This window comes from Pseudonocardia thermophila (assembly GCF_900142365.1).
Classification (GTDB): domain Bacteria; phylum Actinomycetota; class Actinomycetes; order Mycobacteriales; family Pseudonocardiaceae; genus Pseudonocardia; species Pseudonocardia thermophila.
Genome location: NZ_FRAP01000006.1, coordinates 110933 through 132666, shown reverse-complemented (window position 1 = coordinate 132666; position 21734 = coordinate 110933). Strand labels below are relative to the sequence as shown.

Sequence of the window (21734 nt, the reverse complement as noted above, 5' to 3'; positions counted from 1 at the left end):
GGTGATCACGGCGCTCGTGCGAGCCCGCGCTCTGCGGCGACGGAGCGAAGCGCCGTCGACACAGCGGCGCTTCTGCCACGACTCCGGCGCGCGAGCCGGGCTCAGTCCAGCAGCTCGCGCACCTTCTCCGGCGGCCGGCCCACGACGGCCCGGTCCCCGGCCTGCACGATCGGTCGCTCGATCAGCGACGGCTCCTCCACCAGCGCGTCGAGCAGGGTGTCGCGGTCGGCCTCGGCGAGGCCGCGCTCGCGGTAGGCCTTCTCACCGGTGCGGATGATCGCGCGCGGGTCGTCGGTGCCCAGCTTGCGCAGCACATCCTCCAGCTCGACCCGGGTCGGCGGGGTCTCGAGGTAGCGCACCACGGTCGGCGTCACCCCGGCCTCGGTGAGCAGCTGCAGCGCGCCGCGGCTCTTCGAGCAGCGCGGGTTGTGCCAGATCGTCACGTCGTCCACGTACGGATCGTCGCATCCGCTACCCACCGTGCGTCCATCGTGCCTGCGTCGTGACGGTCGGTAGCAGGGTATGGCGCTGCTCCGGTCGGGCGTGCGAGAGTGCCACCGCCCTCACACTCGGATCGTCCGGCACGTTCCTGCCGGTGGAAGGGAAGGACCCGTCATGGCCGAAGTCGTCTACGACCACGCGTACCGCATCTATCCCGGTGCGACGAAGCCCGCGGTCGAGGATCTGAACCTGGAGATCGCTGACGGGGAATTCCTCGTCCTGGTCGGCCCGTCCGGTTGCGGCAAGTCCACGTCGCTGCGGATGCTCGCCGGCCTGGAGGACGTCGACAAGGGCTCGATCTACATCGGGGGCCGCGACGTCACGAACGTGCCGCCGAAGGACCGTGACATCGCGATGGTCTTCCAGAACTACGCGCTCTACCCGCACATGACCGTCGCGGAGAACATGGGCTTCGCGCTCAAGATCGCCGGCGAGTCGAAGGAGAACATCCGCAAGCGCGTCCTGGAGGCCGCGAAGATCCTCGATCTCGAGGAGTTCCTGGACCGCAAGCCGAAGGCGCTCTCCGGTGGTCAGCGCCAGCGCGTGGCGATGGGCCGCGCGATCGTGCGGCAGCCGCAGGTGTTCTGCATGGACGAGCCGCTGTCCAACCTCGACGCGAAGCTGCGCGTGTCCACCCGCACGCAGATCGCGTCGCTGCAGCGCCGGCTCGGCATCACCACCGTCTACGTCACCCACGACCAGGTCGAGGCCATGACGATGGGCGACCGCGTCGCCGTGCTCAAGGACGGGGTGCTGCAGCAGGTCGACACCCCGCGGCGGATGTACGACAAGCCCGCCAACGTCTTCGTGGCCGGCTTCATCGGCTCGCCCGCGATGAACCTGCTGCCCATCACCCTCGACGGTGACGTGCTGCACTTCGGCGGCACCGAGATCCGCGTGCCGCGGTCCGCGGCCGACGCCGCCGGGTCCACCCGCGACGTCACGATCGGCGTGCGGCCCGAGGACATGGACATCGTCGGGGCGGGCCAGGGCCTGGAGACCGAGGTGGACGTGGTCGAGGAGCTGGGCGCCGACGCGTACGTCTACGGCAGCACCGTGATCGGCGGTGTCCGCCACGCGATCATCGCGCGCGTGGACGGCCGCACCCCGCCCGCGAAGGGTTCAGTGCTGCACCTCGCCCCGCGCAAGGGCGGACTGCACATGTTCGCCGGTGACACGGGCGAGCGCATCGAGCTCGACTAGCACGCCACGTCGAGGACGGCGTCGCTGCGGACCGATTGATCGGAGGTCGCGGCGACGTCGTCCTCGGCACGTGCCGAACCCCGGGCTCAGCCGACCGGCACGGGCGCGAGGTGCGCATGCAGGTGCACCTCGTCTCCCACCATCTCCGCCGACGGCCGCAGCATCCCGGCCCGGCGCAGCAGGCGGGTGACGCCGACGCCGTCCGGCCGCACCACGCCGGTCAGCTCGGCCGCACCGGCGGCAGCGGCCCGCTCGGCCGCGCGCCGCATCAGCGCCGTACCGAGGCCGCGGCCCTGCCAGGCGTCCTCGACGAGCACCCCGAAGCGGCTCACGCCGAGGTCGGGATCGGACAGCGTCACGATGCCGACGGCGCTGCCGCCGTCCACCGTGACCGCGAGGATCGCCTGCCCGGAGCCGATCCCGAGCAGCTCGTCCAGCTCCTCCTGGCGCAGCTGCGGGGTGGGGCTGAGGAAGCGGGCGCGGCGGGTGGCCGGGGAGCAGCGGGCGTGCAGCGCAGCGACGAGCGGGCCGTCGGTGGGCGTGGCGGTGCGCAGCCGCACCTGCGAACCGTCCGGGAGCGCGACGATCTGCTGGTCCTCGCCGCCGGGCTGCTGGTCGCCGCGCAGGGACAGCTGCGCCGCCAGCTCCAGCAGCGCCGCCGCCCGGGACAGCTCGGTCGCGGTGAACGGCCACGCCCGCGAGAGCCGCAGTTGCTGGGTGCCGACCCGGAGGGTGTGCACGTGCCCGGGCTGATCGATCGCCGGATCGACCAGCTGCGCCCGCAGCATCGTGGCCACGGCGCGCGGGGCGCTGCCCGGGTCGGCCGCCACCATCCGCGCGAGCGCCAGCGCGGTGGTCGCCGGGTCCGCGAGTTCGGTGGCGTCCGCGCGCACCAGCAGGGTGCAGGGGATCCCGGCCTGCTCCACGGACGCGACGACCGCCGCCGGGTCGGTGCCCTCGGGCACCTTCACCAGCAGCTCGTCGGTGACCGCGCCGTCGTCAGTGGGTTCGCCGACCACGTGCAGGGACAGGATGTTGCAGCCCGCGCCACCGATCGCCGTGGCCAGCTCGCCGAGCCGTCCGGGTCGATCCTCGAGCTCGACATGCAGTCGCCACAGTGCCACGTCGTTCATGCTGACCACTCCATGTTGCCGCGGCGTGACCATCCCATGACGGCACGCCGAGCGAAGGAGATCTCCGTCGCAACGTGCGCGATGGTCTCCTCGACGACGAGCGATCCGTGCCCGGCGTCGAACCGGAACACCTGGTAGTCCTTGCCCTCCTCGGCGAGTGCGTCGAGGTAGTTCTCGATCTGGCGGATGGGGCAGCGCGGGTCGTTCTCCCCGGCGAGGATCAGCACCGGTGCGCGCACGGCGGCGACGTGCGTGATCGGTGACGCGGCGCGGTACAGCTCGGGCTTCTCCTCAGGAGATCCGCCGAACAGCGCCCGGTCGAACGCGCGCAGCTGCTCCATCTCGTCGGCGTAGGCGGTGAGGTAGTCGGCTACGGGCACCCCCGCGATGCAGGCCGCCCACCGTTCCGGCTGGATGCCGGCCGCGAGCAGCGCGAGGTAGCCACCCCACGACCAGCCCTCCACGACCAGTTTCGCGGGATCGGCCACCCCGTCGGCGACGAGCTGGTCCACGACGGCCGCCACGTCGGCCAGCTCCGTGGTGCCGGGGCGGCCCTCGATCGCGTCCCGCCACGCCGAGCCATAGCCGGTCGAGCCCCGGTAGTTGATCTCGACGTGGACGAACCCCGCGTCCACCCACGCCGCGCGGACCGCGCTGAACGCGTCCTCGTCGGCGGCGTGCGGCCCGCCGTGCAGGCTGACCACCGTCGGTGCGGGGAGCTCGGCGTCGTCGGGGCGGGCGACGAGCGCGTGGATCCGCCCGCCGTCCCCGGGCACCCACAGGTCCGTGACCGGAACCGATCCGGGGGCCCGCTCGCCGGGCGGGACGAGCAGGACGCGGTCGGTGCCGTCGGGGTGCAGCGCCCGGATCGTCGCCGGCTCGGCGGCCGACGAGCACACGTACTCGACGGTGCCGTCGGGTCGGGTGTCGGCGCTGGTCACGGTGCCCGGCGCAGTCGGCAGCTCGGTGAGCGCGCCGGTGGCGAGCTCGTAGCGGTACAGACGGGTGCGGGCGGCGTGGGTGTGCCAGACCAGCAGGGCCTCGGCGTCCGGGGTGAAGTCGGCGGCGAGCTCACCAGGCAGGTCGATGTCCAGTTCGGTGACGGTCCCCGCCACTGGGTCCCAGATCAGCAGCTCCTCGCGGCCGCGCCGCTCGTGCACGACCAGCGCCCGCTGGTCGCCGGCGACCGGGGAGAACGCGGTCACGTCCAGGCCCTTGCCCGGGCCGTCGGACAGCTCCGCGACCGTCGAGCCGTCGGCCACCCGGATCGCCCGCAGATCGGGATGGCGGGAGTCGCCGTGCTCGGAGTGGACGATGATCAGGAGCGTCTCGTCCTCCGACAGCGCGCCGACGCCGGCGTCCTCCCGGTGCTCGTAGATGAGCTCGGCGGGGCCGTCGCCCCGGCGCACCCAGATTCGGGTGCCGTCGTCGGTCGACGTCCCCACGGCCACCACGGAGCGACCGATCTCCAGGCCGGCGCCGTAGCCGTCCTCGACGCCGGGCACGGCCGGCCGGGGTTCCTCCGCGGCGGGTCGGCCGGCGAACGGTTCGGCGACCCAGTGCCCGAACTCGTCGCCGTCGGTGTCGTCGAACCACCACACCTGCTCCCCGTCGGGGGTGAGGGCGGCGTTGTAGGTGCCGGCGGGACGGTCGGTGACCTGGCGGTGGGTGTCGGTGGCGCGGTCCCACACGTACACCTCGACGGTCCCGCTGACGTTCGAGGTGTAGACGCAGCGGTCCGGCGCGTCCTTCGCCCAGTGCGGCCGCGACACCCGCGGCGCGGTGAACCGCGCCCGCCAGCGCGCTTCCCGTTCGTCGTCGTCGGGGAAGAGCCGTTCGGGCACGGTGGCGACGGGGTGGACGACCATGGCCATGATCGTGCCAGTATCGCCGGATGGCCGAGCCCGTCCGTCCGGAGGAACTGCGCGTGTCCGACGTCGAGCGCACCCGCGTGGAGGAGCGGCTGCGCCGCGCCCAGGAGGTCGGGCAGCTCGACCTCGCCGAGTTCGACGAGCGCGTGCGCGCCACCTGGGCCGCTCGCACCCGCGGCGAGCTGGAGAGGGTGATCGCCGACCTGCCGGAGCCGCCCCTTGCCGGCAGCGCCGTCGCGAAGCGGTCCCGGGTGTTCTCCGACACCGGCGGCGGCACCGCGATGCGGGTGCTCACGATCATCTGGACGTGCCTGGCCGTGGTGAACACGACGGCGTGGGGCATCCTCGCCCTGACCGGGATCGTCGTGCACCCGTGGCCGCTGTGGCTGCTCGTGCCCGGCGCCGCGCTCGCCGTCCTCTACGCCTTCGGGATCGGCCGCCCGCAGCGGGACTGACCGGGTCCTGCGCCCGGCCGAACGGAGTCCTACTGTCGGCAGCATGCTCCCCCGCGAACGGCTGCACGCGACCGTCGCCGGTGCCGCCCCCGTCGCCGCCGCGATCGCCACCGTCGGCGCCGAGCTGTGCCACGTCGAGCCGGGCCGGGTGACCGCGCGTCTGCTGGCCCCGCCGGCGTCCGGCGTGCGCGGCCCGGGCGCGGTGCTGGTGCTCGCCGACTACGCGGTGACGATGTCGGTGTTCTCCACGCTGACCGTCGACCGCAGGCTCTCGACGCTCACGCTGCAGTTCTGCGAGCTGAGCCCGCCGGTGGGGGCGGGCACCGAGGTGCTCGCGACCGCGAACGCCGTCACCGTCGGCGCGGACGCGGTGGTGAGCTCGGTCGAGTTCGTCCGCTCCGACGGGGTCCCGCTCGCCCGGGCCATCGGCCGCTGTGCGCTCATCGCCCCCACCCCGGGCACGGCGCTGCAGGTCGCGACCGGCGGCGAGCCGACCGGGTTCGCCGACCTGGCCGTGACGACCGCGCCCGACGGGCTGTCGACCCAGGGCATCGCCGCCTCCGCGTTCGCCAACCTGTACGGGCAGCTGCACGGCGGCGTCGTCGCGGCCGTGCTCGCCGACGCGCTGTCCGGTGGGCTCGACGCCGTCGCCCCACGGCTGGCCGGCGCGCCGACCGACTACGACGCCACGTTCCTGCGCACCGTGCCCGCGGACGGCAGCCGCTTCACGACCCGCACGTCGCCGGTGCGGGTGGGCGCTCGGTTCGCCGTGGTGCGCACCGAGCTGCACGACGCTGCGGGTCGGCTCGCCGCCGTCGGCACGGCGTCGCGCTGGCGCGGTTGACCTTCAGGCTCGCAGGCGGAGCACCTGGGAGCGGGCGATCGCCCGGACCCGGTCGTCCTCCAGCGCGAGGCGGCGCGGATCGGTGAGGTAGCCGTCCAGCCCGGCCTGGTCGCGGAACTCGAGGACGTGGATCTCGAGCGGATCGTCGGGGCTCGTCCGCGTGACCGTCTCCCGGGCGACCAGCGTGCCGCCGTGCTCGGTCAGCAGAGGGAGCACGGCGTCCTCGTAGCGGCGCAGCTCGGTGTCCTTCCCGTCGTGGGGCCACAGCAGCGCGCACAGTCGAACCGTCACGGGCGGAGTGTGGCAGTCGCCGGCTTTGAGCCACGTGTGGCGCGCTCTTAAGGCCCTCTTTCGGTGCTTGTCCCTACGCTTTCGCCCTGTCAGTGACGGCCATCACGTCCGAGGCGCCGTAGCCCGCGGGGGAGTCATGGCAGGTACCGATATCGACCATGTGTCGGTAAGGCGTACTCGGACGGGACGCGGCCCGTCACCGACCTCACCATCGACATCATGGGCGGCGAGTTCCTCGTGCTGGTGGGGCCGTCCGGATGCGGCAAGACCACGGCGCTGCGGATGGTCGCCGGGCTGGAGGAGATCAGCGCCGACCTGGGCTGGGCGAGCTGGTCGTCATGCTGCGCGAGGCCGGCAGGAGGTGCGGCCCCGCAGCGGCTGACCATGTCGACCCCGGAGACCGCGGCGCTCGCGGCCGGCGTGGAGTCGGTGGGGGTGCGGATCGAGAACGCGCGCACCCACGAGCGGCGGGTCGCCGCCGACCTGTCGCACCGGCTGCGCACCCCGCTCACCGCGCTGTCGCTGTACGTCGGCGCCATCGGCCCCGATCCCGCGGCCGATCGGGTGCGCAGTGCGGTCGACTCGCTCATCCGCGCCGTCCCGGCGACTCCGAGCGTGCTCGACGAGGCGGCGCGCTGCGACGCCGTCGAGGTCGTGTCGCGGCGGATGGCGTTCTGCTCGGCCCTCGGCCGTCACGGTGGCCGCAGCTGCAGCGTCGATCTGCCCCGCGGTCCGGCGACATTCCCGCTGCAAGCGGAGGACCTGGCCGCCGTCGTCGACGCCCTGATGGGCGGCATCTTCCGCTACGTCCCGGACGGGACCGCCTTCGGCGTGTCGGTGGTGCAGCACGCCGGGTGGGTGCGGCTCGACGTCGACGACGCCGGCCCGGGGTTCACCGACCCGGCAGCAGCCCTGCGCCGCGGCGTGAGCACGTCGGGCTCGACCGGCCTCGGGCTCGCTATCGCCCGCGACGCCGTCGAGGCCACGGGTGGGACGATCCACATCGAGCGGTCAGGCCTGGGCGGTGCGCGCGTGCGGCTGCGCTTCGCCCAGGCCGACGCTGCCCAGGCGCACGCGGGCGAGCCGCGGGCCTGGCGGCTGTGGCGGCGGTCCGGGTGAGGCGATCGACGTGCCGCGGGTGGACGTCGAGGTGGCGACCTCGTTCAGCCCGAGCCGTTCGGCCATCCCGACGACAGCGGCGTCGGCGGTGCACAGGGGTAGATTGTGAGATCGACGAGGGGGATGCCCCGGGTAGCCATCGAGCGTGCCGTGCTCACGACGGGATCCCGACGACCGCCTCGACCTCGACCAGCAGCTCCGGCAGCACGAGCGCACTGACCTCGACGAGGGTGGACGCCGGTTTCGCGGGCCCGAAGAACTCCTTGCGGACCTCGTTGACGGCCTGGCGGTCATTGATGTCGGTCAGGTAGACGGTCACCTTCAGCACATCGGCGAAGGACGCGCCGACCAGCTCGAACGTCTTGCTCATGAGCTCGTGGACGTACCGAGCCTGCGCTGTGACGTCGCCCTTCCCGATGACTTCCCCTTCGGGCGAGAGCGCGACCATCCCGGACACGTACAGGAGGTCGCCGAAGCGGACGGCGTCGGTGTAGTGGGACACGGCGGGCGGGCCGCCGGGGACGACGAGCTCTTCACGAACGGTCATGGGTCCTCCGTGGTTGGTGTGGGCGTTCGAAGTGATCGGCGATGCCGCGCAGGGCGGCGGGGCCGGAGAGGTCGAGGTGGTCGTCGACGTACGGCAACGCCACGCACAGCCCACGAACCTGCGGATCGAACCCGGTGGCGGCGGCGTGCGGGTCGCACCAGACGATCCGGCCGACGCGCTCGCGCAGCCGGCGCATCTGGGCGGCGAGGAGTTCCGGCTCCCCGACGTCCCAGCCGTCCGAGAGGATGAAAGCGATCGTCCGCGCGCTGAGGCGGAACTCGACGGCGTCGAGGAACTCCCGCAGGCAGTGACCGATCCGGGTGCCGCCCGACTCCGCACCGAGCCGTCGCACGGCTGCGCTCAGCGGGAGGCGCCGCAGCTGCTCCCCGATCAGGGTGAGGTCGACGTGGAAGATCCCGGCCTCGACGAGCCGGGCCTGCCGCGCCAGCGCATGGGTGACGGCCAGGAACAGGCCGGTCATGCCGGTCATCGACGAGCTGACGTCGCACAGGATGGCGATCTCGGCCCGGCTCGGCCGGAACCGGGTGCGCCGCAGCTCGACCAGCTCCCCGGCCTGCAGTCCGTGCCGGAGGCTGGTGCGCAGGTCCAGCCCGTCACCGGTCGGGGCCGCCCGGTGACGGTGGCCTGGGGCGCGGGCGAGCGCGCGGAGCATGCGGCGGACCTCGGCGTCGACGTCCTCCGCTCGGGCCGGCCCGGCCGGGGTCAGATCACCTGCGTGGTCGCTCGCCGTCGGCCGGGGTGCCCGACGGCTCCCCGTGCGTCGCTCGGCGGAGCCGGGGCTGCCGATCCCGGCCTGCTCGCCTTCGGCGAGCGCCGACGATGCGGCGTGGGCCGTGGGTCCGGTGGTGGTCGGGATGATGTCGGCGGGGCCCCAGAAGATCGGGAAGAGCAGGTCGAACAGCCGCGATGACGGGCGATCGGTCACCAGCGCCGCCCGCATCGCCCCGTGCACGTCGGCCCGCCGATCGAGGCGGACCGCGTTGAGGGCGTGCACGGCCCGGGCCGGTGCTCCGCCGGGGACCAGGGCGCCGCAGGACCGCATCAGGTCCGCGAAGAGCACGACGTCGTCCGTGATCCGTCCGGTCCGCCGGCGGCGGGCGGCCCGGGCCAGCGCGACGACGCTGTGTCGCGCGCTGGACGGGGTCTCTCGGCCGGTCACCCTGTGCCTACCACGCGCAGCAGATCGGCGCCCTCGCCGCGGCGGAATCGGGTGAGGTCGTCGGCGTCCTTCACCAGGCAACCTGCGCAGTCGCGGAGGGAGTCGGCGTCCAGTCGCCCGCCCATCGCGGTGAGTGCTCGCACCCAGTCGACGGTCTCGGAGATCCCTGGCGTCTTGCGGTAGGCGCGGTCGCGCATCTGGGCGACGAGGGCACAAGCGCGCTGCACCAGCTCCGTGGACGCCTCGGGAACGCGGGCCTCGACGATCCGCACCTCGCGGTCGACCGTCGGGTAGGGCAGCCAGTGGTAGAGGCAGCGGCGGCGCAATGCGTCGGAGAGCGCACGCGTCCGGTTCGCCGTGAGCACGACGCGGGGCTTCTTCGTCGCGACGATCGTGCCGAGTTCAGGCACGGTTACCTGGAATTGACCGAGCACCTCCAACAGGAGCGCCTCGAACTCCTGGTCGGCCCGGTCGACCTCGTCGACCAGCAGCACGACGGGCCGATCGTCCGGCGGATCGATGGCTTCCAGCAGCGGCCTGCGCAGCAGGAACTCGGGCGAGAACACCGCGGACCGCAGCTCGTCGCCCACCGAGCCGCGCGCCTCGGCCATGCGGATCTCCAGGAGTTGACGAGCGTAGTCCCACTCGTAGAGCGCGTGCTGGGCGCCGAGGCCCTCGTAGCACTGCAGCCGCACCAGGCGCGCTCCCTTCGCGGTCGCCAGCGCCTCCGCCACCGCGGTCTTGCCGACCCCGGGTTCGCCCTCCAGGAGAACGGGCAGTTCCAGGGTCTCCGCGAGGTGCAGCACCAGTGCGAGCTCGCGGTCCGCGATGTATCCGGTGCCGGCCAAGGACGTGATCAGCTCGGCGACCGGGTCAGGGGCGTCGGGCTCAGGCACCGTCGGTGGAGCCGTGCGTGGGGCGGTCCGGCACTCGCTCGCCGCGCATCTCGGCGGCGGCCTCCATCGCGGCGTCGACGATGTGCTGGTAGCCGGTGCAGCGGCAGAGATTGCCCGCGATCGCCCGCCGCACGTCGTCCCGCGTCGGCTCGGGGTTCTCCTCCAGGTAGTCCTTGAGGACCATCACCATCCCCGGGGTGCAGAACCCGCACTGCACGGCGTGGCAGCGGTGGAACGCCGCTTGAACCGGGTGGAGGTCCTCAGGCGTGCCACGCACCGCCTCGACCGGGCGGTACACGCCAGCGAGGCTCTGCGTCGTGATCTGGTCGACCGGCGCGAGCCGCTGCGGGGCCAGCCCCTCGATCGTCGTGATCTCGGCGCCGTCGACCTGCACGGCGAGGACGTTGCAGGACTTGACGACGTCCCCGTCGACCTCGACCACGCAGCATCCGCACCGGGCTTCGAGGCATCCGTTGTGCGTTCCGGTCAGCCCGGCGACGTCGCGGACGAACTCCAGCAACAGCGTCCGCTCGTCGATCTCGGCGCTGACCTCTCGGCCGTTGACGGTGAGGCAGACCTTCTGCATCAGACACTTCCCTGCTGGGCGTGAGCCCGGTCGACGACGCGGCGGACCAGGGTGTGGACCAGTTCCCGGCGGTAGCGGGTCGCCTCGTCCGACGAGTCGAGCCGGACGGCCGCCACCGCGGACTCCGCAGCGGCCGCACCGTCGGCCGCGGCGTCGACGAGAACCACGGTCGGGGTGGGGGTCGCGCCGGCGACCGTGATACGGAGCGAGGCCGGCACGCCGTGATCCTCCCGGCGCAGTGCGCAGACCGCTGACGCGATCGCCGCGTCGAAGACGCGGTGGCGGAACTTCTCGAAGACCACGACGTCCCACGTGGGCAGCGGCGGCAGCACCACCGCGGTGAGGATCTCGTCCTGTCCCAGTGCGGTGCGCCCGGCATCGACCAGGAACTCGTGCGCGGGCAGAGCCCGCTCGCCCGCCGCTCCGCTGATGCGCAGCTCCGCGTCGACGCCGACTGCGAACGCCGGCATGTCGAACCGAGGATCGGCCGCGCACAGCGCGCCGCCGATGGTTCCGCGGTTGCGCACGGGCCGGTCGGCGAGATCACCGGCGACCTCGGACAGCCGGCGTTGCCAGCCGGGCAGCTCGGCGCGGGTCAGGGCGGCGTAGGTCGTGGCGGCACCGACGACGAGCGCACCGTCCGGTTCGGTCGTGATCCCGGCCAGGTCGGTGATGCGGGCGAGGGAGACCAGGTGCGACGGTCCGACGAGACGTTCCTTCATCGCGAGGAGGAGGGTCTGGCCGCCTGCGATCACGCGGGCTCCCTCGCCGTGCGCCCGCAGCAGTGCGACCGCCTCCTCCGTGGTTTCGGGTGTCAGCCAGGTGAACGGCCGCATCAGTCGTCCTCCCAGTCGAAGTCGAGATCGAGGTCGGCGTCGCTCGCGACCGGGGACGGCCAGTCGGTGTGCTGACGAGGCCCGCGGAAGTCGGGCATGTCGTCGGGGTAGCGCAGCGTCTCGACGCCGCGCCGCTCCTTCTCCCGCAGCGCGACGAGCATGCGCTGGGGCGTGATCGGGAGGGTGGTGAACCGGATGCCGGTGGCGTCGAAGACGGCGTTGCCGATCGCGGCGGGGACCGGGCCCGTGCCGGATTCGCCGGCGCCCTTCTGCCCACCCGGGATCATCGTCGACGGTGCGGGGATCTCCACCGTCTTGGACAGCTCCGGCACGTCGGTTGCCGTCACCGCCAGGTAGTCCTTGAACGAGGCGTTCAGCAACCTGCCCTGCTCGTCGTAGACGTAGTCCTCGGACAGCACCATCCCCAGCCCCATCGCGAAGCCACCGTGGTGCTGTCCTTCGACGATCAAAGGGTTGATCACGGTGCCGGTGTCGTGCGCCATGGCGTAGTCGAGGACGGTGATCCGGCCTGTGTCGGGATCGACGCGGACGTGTGCGGCATGGGCGGCGCCGGAGTAGGTCACGCTGAGGTTCCCCCGCCCATCGGGTGCCTCCCGCTCGGTCGGGGTGTCGTACGTCGCGACCGCCTCCAGGGTCGGTTCGAAGCCCGGCGGCAGCTGGTGGGTCCGGTACGCCGCCGTCGCCGCGATGATCTCCAGGTAGATGCCCGTGTCGGGCAGGCCCTTGACGAAGACGCGGTCGTTGCCGGTGTCGAGATCCTCCGGTGCGACCTCGAGGACGTGCGCCGCGATCGCGAGGACCTTGTCCCGCAGCCGCTGCGTGGCGAGCCGGCACGCGGTGCCCAGCACGGCTGCGCCGCGGGACGCGTAGGTGCCCAAGCCGAACGGCGCGGTCATGCTGTCCGGCGGGGCCAGGCTCACCTTCTCGATCCCGACGCCGAGGCCGTCCGCGACGATCTGGGCGAGCATCGTCGCGTGGCCCTGGCCGTGGCTGACGTCGCTCGAGTAGATCGTGACCGTGCCGTCCGTCTCCAGGCGCAACCGCACCGCGGACAGATCGGTGTCGAGCGAGGGGTGCCGGGCGCTGGTGTACTTCATCGACACCGCGAGGCCTTTGCCCTCGTACGGGGCGCGCGGTGCGTCCCACCCGATCGCGTCGGCGCACGTCTGCAGGCACCGCTTGATCGAGGTCGAGTCGATGACGTGCCCCATCGGGGTGCGGTAGGGGAACTCGGCCGGGTCGATGACGTTGCGTTCCCGCACAGCGAGCGGGTCCAGCCCCAGCTCGCGCGCCGCCATGTCGACGAGCTGCTCCTTCACCCAGATCGCCTGCGGGATGCCGAAGCCGCGCAGGGGGCCGCCGGGTGCGGTCGTGGTGTGCACGATGTCGGAGTCGACGTGCACGTTCGGGATCGCGTACGGGAGCATCCCGACGTTGGTGCCGATGTGGACGACCTGGTTGCCCCACACCGACATGGCTCCGGTGTTGTGGACGATGTAGTCGCGGTAGCCGGTGATCGTCCCGTCGGCCGCCATGGCCAGCTCCGCGTAGTGCACCTGGGCGTTGCGGGTGGTTCCGGCCCGGAACACGTCCGCCCGGGGGAGCATCAGCTTCACCGGGCGACCGAGCCGCATCGAGAACAGCGATGCGATGACCTCGTGCGCGAAGATCTGCGCCTTCGAGCCGAACCCGGCGCCGACCGCGGGGACGAGCACCCGGACCTTCGTGCGCGGGATCTGCAGGACGTCGGCGAGGACGTCGCGGACCATGTAGATCGATTGCGTCGACGAGTAGAGGGTGAGCACCCCCGTGAACGAGTCGTAGTCGGCGACGCAGCCGTGCGGTTCGAGGGCCGCCCCGGCCTGCTTGTTGGTGGCGAACCGCTGGCGCACGACGACAGCGGCCTCCGCCTCGGCCGCGGCGAAGTCGCCGACCCGGACCTTGTACCGGTCGAAGACGTTGCCCTCGCCGAACTCGTAGAGGATCTGCTCCTGGATGAGCGGCGCGGTCGGGGACAGCGCCTCCTCCGGGTCGACGACCGCCGGGAGCTCCTCGAGCTCGACGCGGACGGCCTCGCAGCCGTCCCAGGCCTGGTGGGGAGTCTCGGCGACGACCGCGGCGAGCTCCTGGCCCTGGTAGAGCACCTTGTCGGTGGCGAAAGGGAAGTGGTCGCCGACGAGGAGGTCCTGCATCAGGTCGCCCCAGGGCTTCACCTTTCCGACGAGCTCGGCGCCGGCCATGGCGTCGAGCACACCGGGGACCTCCAGCGCGGGCGCGGTGTCGACGGTGCGCACCCGGGCGTGCGCGACGTCGCTGCGCAGGATGCGCGCGTGCACCATTCCCGGCAGCCGGATGTCGTCGACGAACCGCGCGGTGCCGGTGAGCAGGGCCAGGTCCTCCTTCCGCGGCACCGAGGTCCCGACCAACCGCGGTGCCACGCCGGTGGGGCGGGCTTGCGTCTCGGTCACCTCCACCCCCTCACCAGGTCAGGAAGGAGATCGCGGCGAGCAGCCTGCGCCGCTCGACCTCGTTGCCGCGGATCTTGATCCGCCCGGAGATGGACTCGATCGCGGCGGTCGTCTCGTCGTAGTAGATGCGCTGCATCGTCTCCGCGAGCATCACGGTGAGGATGCGCGGCCGTTCCGGCAGCCCGACGCTCACCTTCTGCACGACCCCGTTGTCGATCAGTACGGTGAAGTCCTGCTTGAGGTCGGGCATGCGCACGACGAGCGGCCAGTTCCGCCACGAGGACACGGCCGCGACCGTGTCGGGGTTGGCGTTCCACTTCTTCGCGTAGTACTCGTCGAGCACGTCCCGCATGTACTCCGCGGTGATCTTCTCCGGTCGCGGGAGGTAGTGGGTTCCCGTGCTGTTCTCACTCATCGTCGCTCCTCACCGGGTGCCGACCGGCCGGTGCCGGGCCGCCTTGTTCAACTGCCGGTCGACCCAGGGGATCCGGGTCACCACTTCCAGGAACTGGCTGCGGCGGTGGGCGAACCGGTCCGGCCACGCGCTCGCCACCCGGCCGTAGAGATCGGTCCAGCGCTGGATGTGGTCCGTCAGGGGGCGCTCGTTGCGCTCCCACTTCGTCAACGCCGTCGGGATGTCCGCGTCGCGCTCCAGGTACTCGGCCATGGCCAAGCAGTTCTGGAACGTCAGGTTCGCGCCTTGCCCGAGGTTCGGCGGCTGGCCGTGCGCGGCGTCGCCGACGATGGCGGCGACGCCGCGCGACCACGCCCGCGGGGTGACCCGCATGGCGCGGTCCCACCGGCCCGTGTCGTCGATCCGCTCGATGATCCCGCCGAGCGTGGGGAAGGATGCCAGCCAGGATTCCTTGTCGACGGGCACGCGCCGGCCGGGCTCGTCGTCGACCGGGCAGCACAGGCAGATGTAGTTGACCTCGTCGGTGCACGGGTCGTACAGCAGCCTGCGCGATCCGCTCCAGTACTCGGTCACCTCGGTGGCCGGGTCCTCGGGGCGGCACGGGATGAGCAGGCGGGTGTACCCCTCCTCCAGGTAGTCGATGCGCTTGGTCAGCAGCAGCGCCTCCCGGAGCCGGGAGAACACGCCGTCGGCCGCGACGACGAGATCGGCCTTGAACGTCTTGCCGCCCTCGATCTCCAGCTCACCGTGCGGGGTGATGCCGACGGCGGTCGATCCCACCTCCACGTCGACCCCGAGCTCCTCGACGCGGGCGATCAGTGCGTCGTAGAGGTCCGCCCGGGGAGGGAGGACCAGCCGGTCCTCGGTGCCGAAGTTGCGGCGAAGCAGGGCCCGGCCGTCCTGGTCCCGGGCGACCATGGTCGTGATCCGCCGCGCCCGGGCCGTAGCGGCCTCCTCGACGCCGAGCGCGGCGAGCGCACGCAACCCGTTCTCCCACAACCAGATGCCGGCGCCGAACATCCGCAGCTCGTCCGATCGTTCGTGGACGCGGACCGTCCACCCCTTCTGGGCGAGCGCGATCGCCAATGCAAGTCCGCCGAGGCCAGCACCCGCGATCTCCGCGTGCCTGGTCGTGGTCATGCAGGGTCCTTCCGTGGTACCGGGATTGTCGAGAGAGGTCGCACCGGGCCTAGAGCCGGGCGGCCGATGTCCGCTGGCGCAGCAGCTGCTGACGGTAGAGGGCGCCGCGCTTGGTGCGCGGAACCACGAACATGTCGTAGAGGACGACGACCACCACCAGCGCCGCCCAGGTCGCGACCGCGGACCAGTCGGCCGCCGCGATGGCGATACCGATGAGGGCTGTGACCACCAGCAGGAACACCGCGAGCGGGGTGCCGAGCTTGGCGACCAGCGGCCGGTCGAGGTCCTTGCGCCGCTTCATGAGCAGGTAGAACAGGGCGACGAAGAAGTACAGCGTGGTCGACCACGTCGAAAGCACGTGCGACACGAAGGTGAAGTCGCCGATGTAGGCGCCGATCAGCGCGAAGACGGCGAGGATCAGGATCGCGACCCAGGGAACCGAGCGGCGCGAGTAGCGGCCGATGATCCGCGGCAGAGCGCCCTGCTGGCTGTACAGGGCGAGGATCTTGCCCATGCCCATGAAGTAGACGGAGAGGGTCGTGTAGGTCGCGATCAGCATCGCGAACAGCGCGAGGAAGAACAGCGGGTTGTGCCCGAACTTCTCCTCGACGACGCCGATCGTCGGGACCGGCATGACCAGCAGCGTGGCGATGGGGAAGCTGCCCAGCACACCGAGCGCGAGCGGGATCTGGCGGATCCAGAGCTGCCACGCTGCGGACAGCAGCCCGATGTCGCGCGACTTGCGGAAGTCCCTCCACTCGTCCACGAGGACCTGCTGGACCTCCATGATCCCGGCCATGATCCCCAGCCAGAGCCCGACGATCGTGAAGAAGCCGAGGAAAGTGATCGGGGTCGGCGACGGCCAGTTCAGCGCCCACGCATCAGCGTTGGCGATCAGCGCGATCACGCAGATCGCGAGCACGACGTCGGCCACGAGCGTGATGAGCACGAGCACCGACTGGACCTTGCCGGTGATCTGGTGCCCCATCAGGTTCAGCACCAGGACCGGGACCAGCACGACGTACGGCCAGACGGCCTCGGGTACGTCCGGGAAGAGCAGCGCGAAGAGCTGTTCGGCGATCAACAGCTCCAGCCACATGAACGCTCCGTAGACCGGGGCGTACAGGACGAAGTAACTGGTGCCGAGCGGGAACACGCCGGCTTCCCTGGCGTAGGACTGCAGGGAGCCGGGCTCGGGGACGGCGGTGATCATCTCCCGGTACAGCCACCAGGCTGTGTGGATGACGATCACGCCCCCGATGAATCCCAGGATCGACCAGAAGATCCCGAACGACGAGGCGATGAACACGATCCACGCCCATCCGGCGGTGAACAGCATCTCGCCGGTGCCGATGGCGGAGACGTCGAACCAGGAAAGGGGCTTCTCGTCGACGAGCTCGATCTCGTCGAGACCGTCCTCGGACAGTGCGTCCGACCCGACGTCACTCAGTTCGTCTCTCGTGGACACGGGCATCCCTCTCTGGTGGGTGGGTGGGGGTGGGGATCTCGCGTGGAGGGGTGGCCGCAGCGTCGGCCGGTCAGGAGGTCTCGGCTGCACGCTCCCGGCGGGCCATGTCCGACACCAGGTCGGCGGCGTGTTCGTCGTCGAACCGGAACTCCTCGGGCGGGGTGAGGTCGCGGGGATCCGCCCCGTTGCCCAGTCCGTGCACGACGTCGTAGGTGAGATCGGTGACCGAGTAGCCGATCCCGCGCTCATGCGGCCAGCTGCGGGACAGAGCCTCCTCGTCGAACTCGACGACCCGGCCGTCCTGCACGACGGTCTCGATCGCCTCGCGGCGCTGCAGGACGGTGATGTCGGCGATCGGGTCGCCGTTCACGACGATGAGGTCGGCGATCATGCCGGGCGCGATCGTCCCGATCTTCCCGTCGAGACCGAGCATCATCGCGCCGTTGCTGGTGCCGGCCTGGATGGCCTCGAGCGCCGTCATCCCGGCGTAGCGCATCAGGAGCTCGAGTTCTCGGGCGTGCCAGACGCCGTAGGGGGTCAGGGAGAAGCCGGAGTCGGTGCCCAGGGCCATGCGGACGCCCGCAGCGTGCGCTCGGTGCAGCGAGTCGGCGGTCTTGTCGAGCATCCGCTTCATCCCGTCGCGCAGCTCGACGGGGGCGCCGACGAGGTGTCCCCAGTCCGCGGCGTTGGCCAGCAGGAGAAGGGTCGGGATGAGCGGCGTCCCGGATCCGGCGAGGTGCTCGATCGTCTCGTCGCTCATGACGTTGCCGTGCATGATCCAGTCCATGCCGGCGGTGACGGCGGCATCGACCTCGGCGGAGCCGCGGGCGTGGATCGTGATCTTCTTGCCGAGCTGGTGGGTGAGGTCGGCGAGCACCCTCATCTCGTCGGTGGTGAACGCCTGGTAGTCGCCGTAGGGGCTGTCCGCGAGCTTGATCAGGTCGACGCCGTTCTTCACCTGGTGGCGGACCTCGTCGATCATGTCGTCGAGCCTGTTGTGGACGATTCCGATGGAGCCCTCCGGCACCCCGACGGAGTCCGGGTACCAGTCGGTGAGCGAGTTGCTGGTGGACAGGTAGCGACCTGCCGACGTCATGCGCGGGCCCTGCACGATCCCGTCGCGGATCGCGTCGCGCAGCGCGACGCCGATGTAGTAGCTGCCGCCCGGCTGCGAGATCCCGGTGACGCCGGCTCGCAGCACCTTCTGGGCGTGGAACGCCGCCTTCAGGGTGCGCGTCTCGACGCTGGTGTAGAGATCGATCTCCTCCTCGGACCGCGATTCGCCGTAGGTCATGTGGCAGTGTGCGTCGATCAGGCCGGGCATGACGGTGCGGCCAGTCGCGTCGATCTCGTGCACGGTCTCCCCACGCGGGACCTGATCGCGGGACACGTCCGCCCCCACCGCGTGGATGATCCCGTCGTGGACCAGCACCGACGCGTTCGGGACGGGCGGATTGCCGGCGCCGTCGACGACGGTGCCGTGCGCGATCAGCAGCCAGGTGGACGCCATGCGCCGTGCTCCTCGTTCGTCCGGGCGGCCGATCGATCAGCGGCCGCGGTTGTGTTGCGGAACCGTGGCGCGCCGGTCCAGGAACGGGGAAGTGGCGGCGTGAACAAGGGCGAAACGACTTGACCCCCGGGTGTTCCGAAGTACCCGCGCACCGCCTGCCCGCCGGCCGTGACCCCGGCGAACGGCCTTGATCAGCGGCGGAGATCGCGCACCAGGGCGCACGTGGTCGCGGACGGGGTCGTTCCCAGCTCGCGGAGCGCCCCTTCACACGATCGGTACGCGGACAGGACGCGGTCGGAGTCACCCACCGCGTGCGCGAGCCGCATCTGCAACCGCCAGGCCGCCTCCCGTGTGGGATCTGCCCGCAGAACGGGGGCCAGTAGTTCCTCGGCCTTCTGGAACGATCCAGTCGCGTAGGCGGCCTCGGCCGCTTGGAACTGGACGTCCTTGAGGATCTCCGCTAGCTGAGCCCGTCGCTCGAGCGCCCACCGTGACCGGATGCCGGGCAGGTACTCGCCTCTCCCGGCGATCGCGAGTGCCTCGAGCAGCAGGTCGAGCCGTTCGGCCCCGGTGCGGACCTGGGCTTGTGCGAGGAGGGCGACCACCCGTTTCGACTCGGTCGTCACGCGTACCCGGGATGCGAGCCGCACGACACCGGGGCTGCCGTCGGTCTCCAGCACATCCGGGACGGCCTTGCGCAGGTGCAGGATCGCCTGGCGGAGGTAGGACGACGTGGACTCGTCGCGCCTGCCCTCGAACAGGGCGTCGAGCAGCTGCGGGCGGGTGACCTGTTCCCGTTCACCACGGTTGGCCAGGAACGCGAGCAGCTCGACGCTCTTGGCGAGCCGTGGTTTGACCTCCTGACCGTTGAGGATGACGGCGGTGCGGCCGAACTCCGCGACGTGCACTGCGGCCCCGATGACCTCCCGGAGGCCGCTGACCCGCGCGGTGAGGGCACGGCCCAGCTCGTGCCACTCCGAATCGGCCGTGAGCTCGAGGTCGAGCCGCCGCGCGAGCACGTCCGGGAACTCAGCGAGGGCGTTGAGCAGGATGTGCCGCGATCCCTGGCCCCTGGCCGCCTCCAGCGCGGCGTCCGCTGCAGCGTCCGCGGTGTCCTCATCGCCGGCCCGCCAGGCGGCCTCGGAGAGGTAGACGGCCGCGGCGGGCAGGTGCAGGAGTCGCCCGCCCCGCTGCATGCCCGACACGGCCGACCGCAGGTGGGTGACCGCGGTGGCCACGTCGTCCTGGGCGAGGGCGATGCGACCCTGCACGGTGGCCAAGTGTTCGGAAACGAGCGAGTAGCAGCGCCCGATGGGGTGAGACAGGAGCGGGCGCAAGGCTCTGGTCGCTGCGGCGGGATCGTCGTCGAGGCGCAGGGCGAGCTCCGCCTCGATCAACCGGCTGTAGGCGTCGAACAGCGCGGACCCGGTGCCGGCGATGCGCTCACGGCCTTCGCGCAGGAGCCGCCAGGCCGCTTCCTCCTCGCCGATCTCCGCCATCAGCCGCGGCCCGACCAGCGCCTGCAGCCACACACTGTGGTCGCTCGCGGAGTCGACGAGGCGGTGGTAGAGCTCGAACGCCTCGGCGGTGCGGCCGGTGGCCAGCAGGCCCGACACCATCCACGAATCGGCCGCCCGCTGTGCCCACGGAGACGCCGGACGCTTGTCCATCTCCCGCAGTCGTCCGAGATCGAAGTGGGCCCGCATGACCAGGGCGTCCAGCGGGCCGCCGCTGAGGGCGCCGAGGCCGGGGGCCGAGTCGCCGGGCGGGGCCTCGACGTCCACCATCCGCATGGCGTACCGGGCGGCGTCGATGTCGGGGCCCGGCGCCCCCGCCTGGATGACCTCCCGCATGCTGTCGGGCCGGCCGGCGTGCAGGTAGCACCACGCCATCAGGCCAGCCGCCCGGCCCGACGTCCTGGCCAACTCGGTGCGCAGGCCTGCGGCGGCGAGTTCGTCGGCCAGCCGCACGCCCGCGGCGAAGTCCTCCCGGACCACGGCGAGCATTAGCTCAGCGCCGGCGAGCGCGACGTCGTGGTCGCGGCGGACCGGTTGCAGTTGTTCCAACCAGCGCTCCGCCGTCGCGAAGTCGGTTCGCTCGATGGCCCGTTCCAGCACCGGCTGCACGATGGCCAGGGCGTCCTCGAGCGCACCTGCGGTGAGGAGCTCCTCGAGCGCCTCCTCGTCGTGCCCCGACTCGAGCAGCAACTTCGCGTAGGCCCGGCGCAGCCTGCGCTGCTCGTCAGCGCCGCGCCGCTCGAGCCGGCGGAGGAGGAACTCGCGGAACCGGGGATGGCAGCGCATCCGATCGCCGTCCCAGCTCACGGGGAGCCGGCGGCCGCGCAGCGCGTGCAGTCGTGCCGACGCCCCGGTCAACCCGAGGGCCTCGGCCGCGCGGGGTGTGATTTCCTGGAGCACCGCCGTCGTGATGAGGAAATCCTGGTCGGCCGGGCAGAGCTGGTCGAGGATCTGGGTCGCCAGGTAGCCGTGCAGGGGATCGGCCTCGCCGCCCAGGCCGATGACGTGGTCCGTCGAGCGCCACGCCTCGAACAGCACTCCGGTCAACCAGCCCCCGGTCTCGATCAAGGCCTCCACCGGATCGATGTCCGTGCGCCCGGACAGCCTCAGCGCCTCCGCGGCTTCCTCGACGGTGAGCGCGAGGTCCTCCTCGCCGACCGCGGCCACCCACGGTCCCCACGACGTGGTGGTGACGGCCAGCTCGACCCGGCTCAGCAGCACGATCCGGGCGGATGCCGGCAGGTAGTTGACGAATGCGGAGATCACGTTGAGCGCGGCCGGGGAATCCGCCAGTCGCTCAGCATCGTCCAGCACGATGAGGGGGTCGCTGTCCTCGACCGCCTCGGCGAGCAGGCCAGCGACCTCCGAGTGCGCCAGGTTCGCCGCGAGTGCTTCGCCGGCGACGCCGCGGATGCCCGGGATCACGCGCGCCAGCGCCGCTTCGAGGTAGACCAGCAGCCGGCCGGTGGCGACGTCGGTGGTGTCCAGGTCGAGCCAGGCCAACGGGCGATCGAGGCGCTCGGCGGCCTGCCGGACCGCCGTGGTCTTACCGGCACCCGCGGAGGCGTAGACGACCACTAGGCGATGCTGCTCGATCAGCCGTGTCAGCAGCTCCTCGACCCGCGGACGGCGGGCGACCGTCGGACCGAGAGGTGGGGGAGTGATCTTGCGCCGGATGATCCAGTTCGGGTTGTCCGGGCGTCCCGTCACGAATTCACCTCCGGGCGGTTTCG

General features: G+C 71.7%; 19 protein-coding genes. 4 read left to right on the top strand and 15 right to left on the bottom strand.

Annotated elements, in window-relative coordinates; genetic code table 11:
- Positions 1–101 precede the first annotated feature (101 nt).
- Positions 102–452: an arsenate reductase (glutaredoxin) gene (gene arsC, locus BUE41_RS09870; protein WP_073456728.1), complete on the bottom strand. Its 351-nt coding sequence runs from the start codon at positions 450–452 to the stop codon at positions 102–104.
- Between the two features lie 163 nt (positions 453–615).
- Here arsC and BUE41_RS09865 point away from each other — a divergent pair, with 163 nt between their 5' ends.
- Positions 616–1704, top strand: coding sequence for an ABC transporter ATP-binding protein (locus tag BUE41_RS09865; protein WP_073456727.1), 1089 nt, complete (start codon positions 616–618; stop codon positions 1702–1704).
- 86 nt (positions 1705–1790) lie between these two features.
- On the opposite strand, the gene BUE41_RS09860 is transcribed toward BUE41_RS09865, so the two are convergent.
- On the bottom strand, positions 1791–2837 hold the full coding sequence (locus BUE41_RS09860) for a GNAT family N-acetyltransferase (RefSeq protein ID WP_073456726.1): 1047 nt from the start codon (positions 2835–2837) through the stop codon (positions 1791–1793).
- A complete protein-coding gene (locus tag BUE41_RS09855; RefSeq protein ID WP_073456725.1) occupies positions 2834–4705 on the bottom strand; it encodes a S9 family peptidase in 1872 nt (623 codons plus the stop codon). The genes BUE41_RS09860 and BUE41_RS09855 overlap by 4 nt, the downstream gene beginning before the upstream one ends.
- Positions 4706–4731: 26 nt before the next feature.
- Between BUE41_RS09855 and BUE41_RS09850 the strand changes: the two genes are divergently transcribed.
- Complete coding sequence (locus BUE41_RS09850; protein ID WP_073456724.1) at positions 4732–5163, top strand: DUF1707 SHOCT-like domain-containing protein; 432 nt, start codon at positions 4732–4734, stop codon at positions 5161–5163.
- A gap of 43 nt (positions 5164–5206) precedes the next feature.
- Complete coding sequence (locus BUE41_RS09845) at positions 5207–6007, top strand: PaaI family thioesterase (protein ID WP_073456723.1); 801 nt, start codon at positions 5207–5209, stop codon at positions 6005–6007.
- A 3-nt stretch (positions 6008–6010) separates the two neighbouring features.
- On the opposite strand, the gene BUE41_RS09840 is transcribed toward BUE41_RS09845, so the two are convergent.
- Positions 6011–6298 carry a hypothetical protein gene (locus BUE41_RS09840; protein ID WP_073456722.1) on the bottom strand — a complete coding sequence of 96 codons (288 nt, stop codon included), beginning with the start codon at positions 6296–6298 and terminating at the stop codon, positions 6011–6013.
- A gap of 210 nt (positions 6299–6508) precedes the next feature.
- Between BUE41_RS09840 and BUE41_RS32660 the strand changes: the two genes are divergently transcribed.
- Positions 6509–7417: a sensor histidine kinase gene (locus BUE41_RS32660; RefSeq protein WP_407691656.1), complete on the top strand. Its 909-nt coding sequence runs from the start codon at positions 6509–6511 to the stop codon at positions 7415–7417.
- 154 nt (positions 7418–7571) lie between these two features.
- Here the strand turns inward: BUE41_RS32660 and BUE41_RS09830 are convergent, their stop codons facing one another.
- The 11 genes from BUE41_RS09830 to BUE41_RS09780 all read right to left on the bottom strand — a co-directional run bounded on the left by BUE41_RS09830 (position 7572) and on the right by BUE41_RS09780 (position 21711).
- Entirely contained in the window at positions 7572–7964 is a 393-nt protein-coding gene (locus BUE41_RS09830; RefSeq protein WP_073456720.1) for a RidA family protein, read from the bottom strand.
- Positions 7951–9144, bottom strand: coding sequence for a vWA domain-containing protein (locus BUE41_RS09825; protein WP_073456719.1), 1194 nt, complete (start codon positions 9142–9144; stop codon positions 7951–7953). Before BUE41_RS09825 ends, BUE41_RS09830 begins: the two co-directional genes overlap by 14 nt.
- Positions 9141–10040: an AAA family ATPase gene (locus BUE41_RS09820; RefSeq protein ID WP_073456718.1), complete on the bottom strand. Its 900-nt coding sequence runs from the start codon at positions 10038–10040 to the stop codon at positions 9141–9143. The genes BUE41_RS09825 and BUE41_RS09820 overlap by 4 nt, the downstream gene beginning before the upstream one ends.
- Positions 10033–10626 (bottom strand): (2Fe-2S)-binding protein, encoded by a 594-nt coding sequence (locus BUE41_RS09815; RefSeq protein ID WP_073456717.1) that lies wholly within the window; start codon positions 10624–10626, stop codon positions 10033–10035. Before BUE41_RS09815 ends, BUE41_RS09820 begins: the two co-directional genes overlap by 8 nt.
- Positions 10626–11462 carry an FAD binding domain-containing protein gene (locus tag BUE41_RS09810; RefSeq protein WP_073456716.1) on the bottom strand — a complete coding sequence of 279 codons (837 nt, stop codon included), beginning with the start codon at positions 11460–11462 and terminating at the stop codon, positions 10626–10628. Before BUE41_RS09810 ends, BUE41_RS09815 begins: the two co-directional genes overlap by 1 nt.
- Positions 11462–13951 (bottom strand): xanthine dehydrogenase family protein molybdopterin-binding subunit, encoded by a 2490-nt coding sequence (locus BUE41_RS09805; RefSeq protein ID WP_073456856.1) that lies wholly within the window; start codon positions 13949–13951, stop codon positions 11462–11464. Before BUE41_RS09805 ends, BUE41_RS09810 begins: the two co-directional genes overlap by 1 nt.
- A gap of 10 nt (positions 13952–13961) precedes the next feature.
- Complete coding sequence (locus BUE41_RS09800; protein ID WP_073456715.1) at positions 13962–14366, bottom strand: hypothetical protein; 405 nt, start codon at positions 14364–14366, stop codon at positions 13962–13964.
- A gap of 9 nt (positions 14367–14375) precedes the next feature.
- On the bottom strand, positions 14376–15506 hold the full coding sequence (locus tag BUE41_RS09795; RefSeq protein ID WP_073456714.1) for an FAD-dependent oxidoreductase: 1131 nt from the start codon (positions 15504–15506) through the stop codon (positions 14376–14378).
- Positions 15507–15555: 49 nt separating this feature from the next.
- Complete coding sequence (locus BUE41_RS09790; protein ID WP_234997126.1) at positions 15556–16980, bottom strand: APC family permease; 1425 nt, start codon at positions 16978–16980, stop codon at positions 15556–15558.
- A 64-nt stretch (positions 16981–17044) separates the two neighbouring features.
- The gene (locus BUE41_RS09785) at positions 17045–18484 is read right to left on the bottom strand and encodes an amidohydrolase family protein (protein ID WP_073456712.1); all 1440 of its coding nucleotides are present in this window, start codon (positions 18482–18484) and stop codon (positions 17045–17047) included.
- A gap of 191 nt (positions 18485–18675) precedes the next feature.
- Positions 18676–21711, bottom strand: coding sequence for an AfsR/SARP family transcriptional regulator (locus BUE41_RS09780; protein WP_159444886.1), 3036 nt, complete (start codon positions 21709–21711; stop codon positions 18676–18678).
- Between the last annotated feature and the right edge of the window lie 23 nt (positions 21712–21734).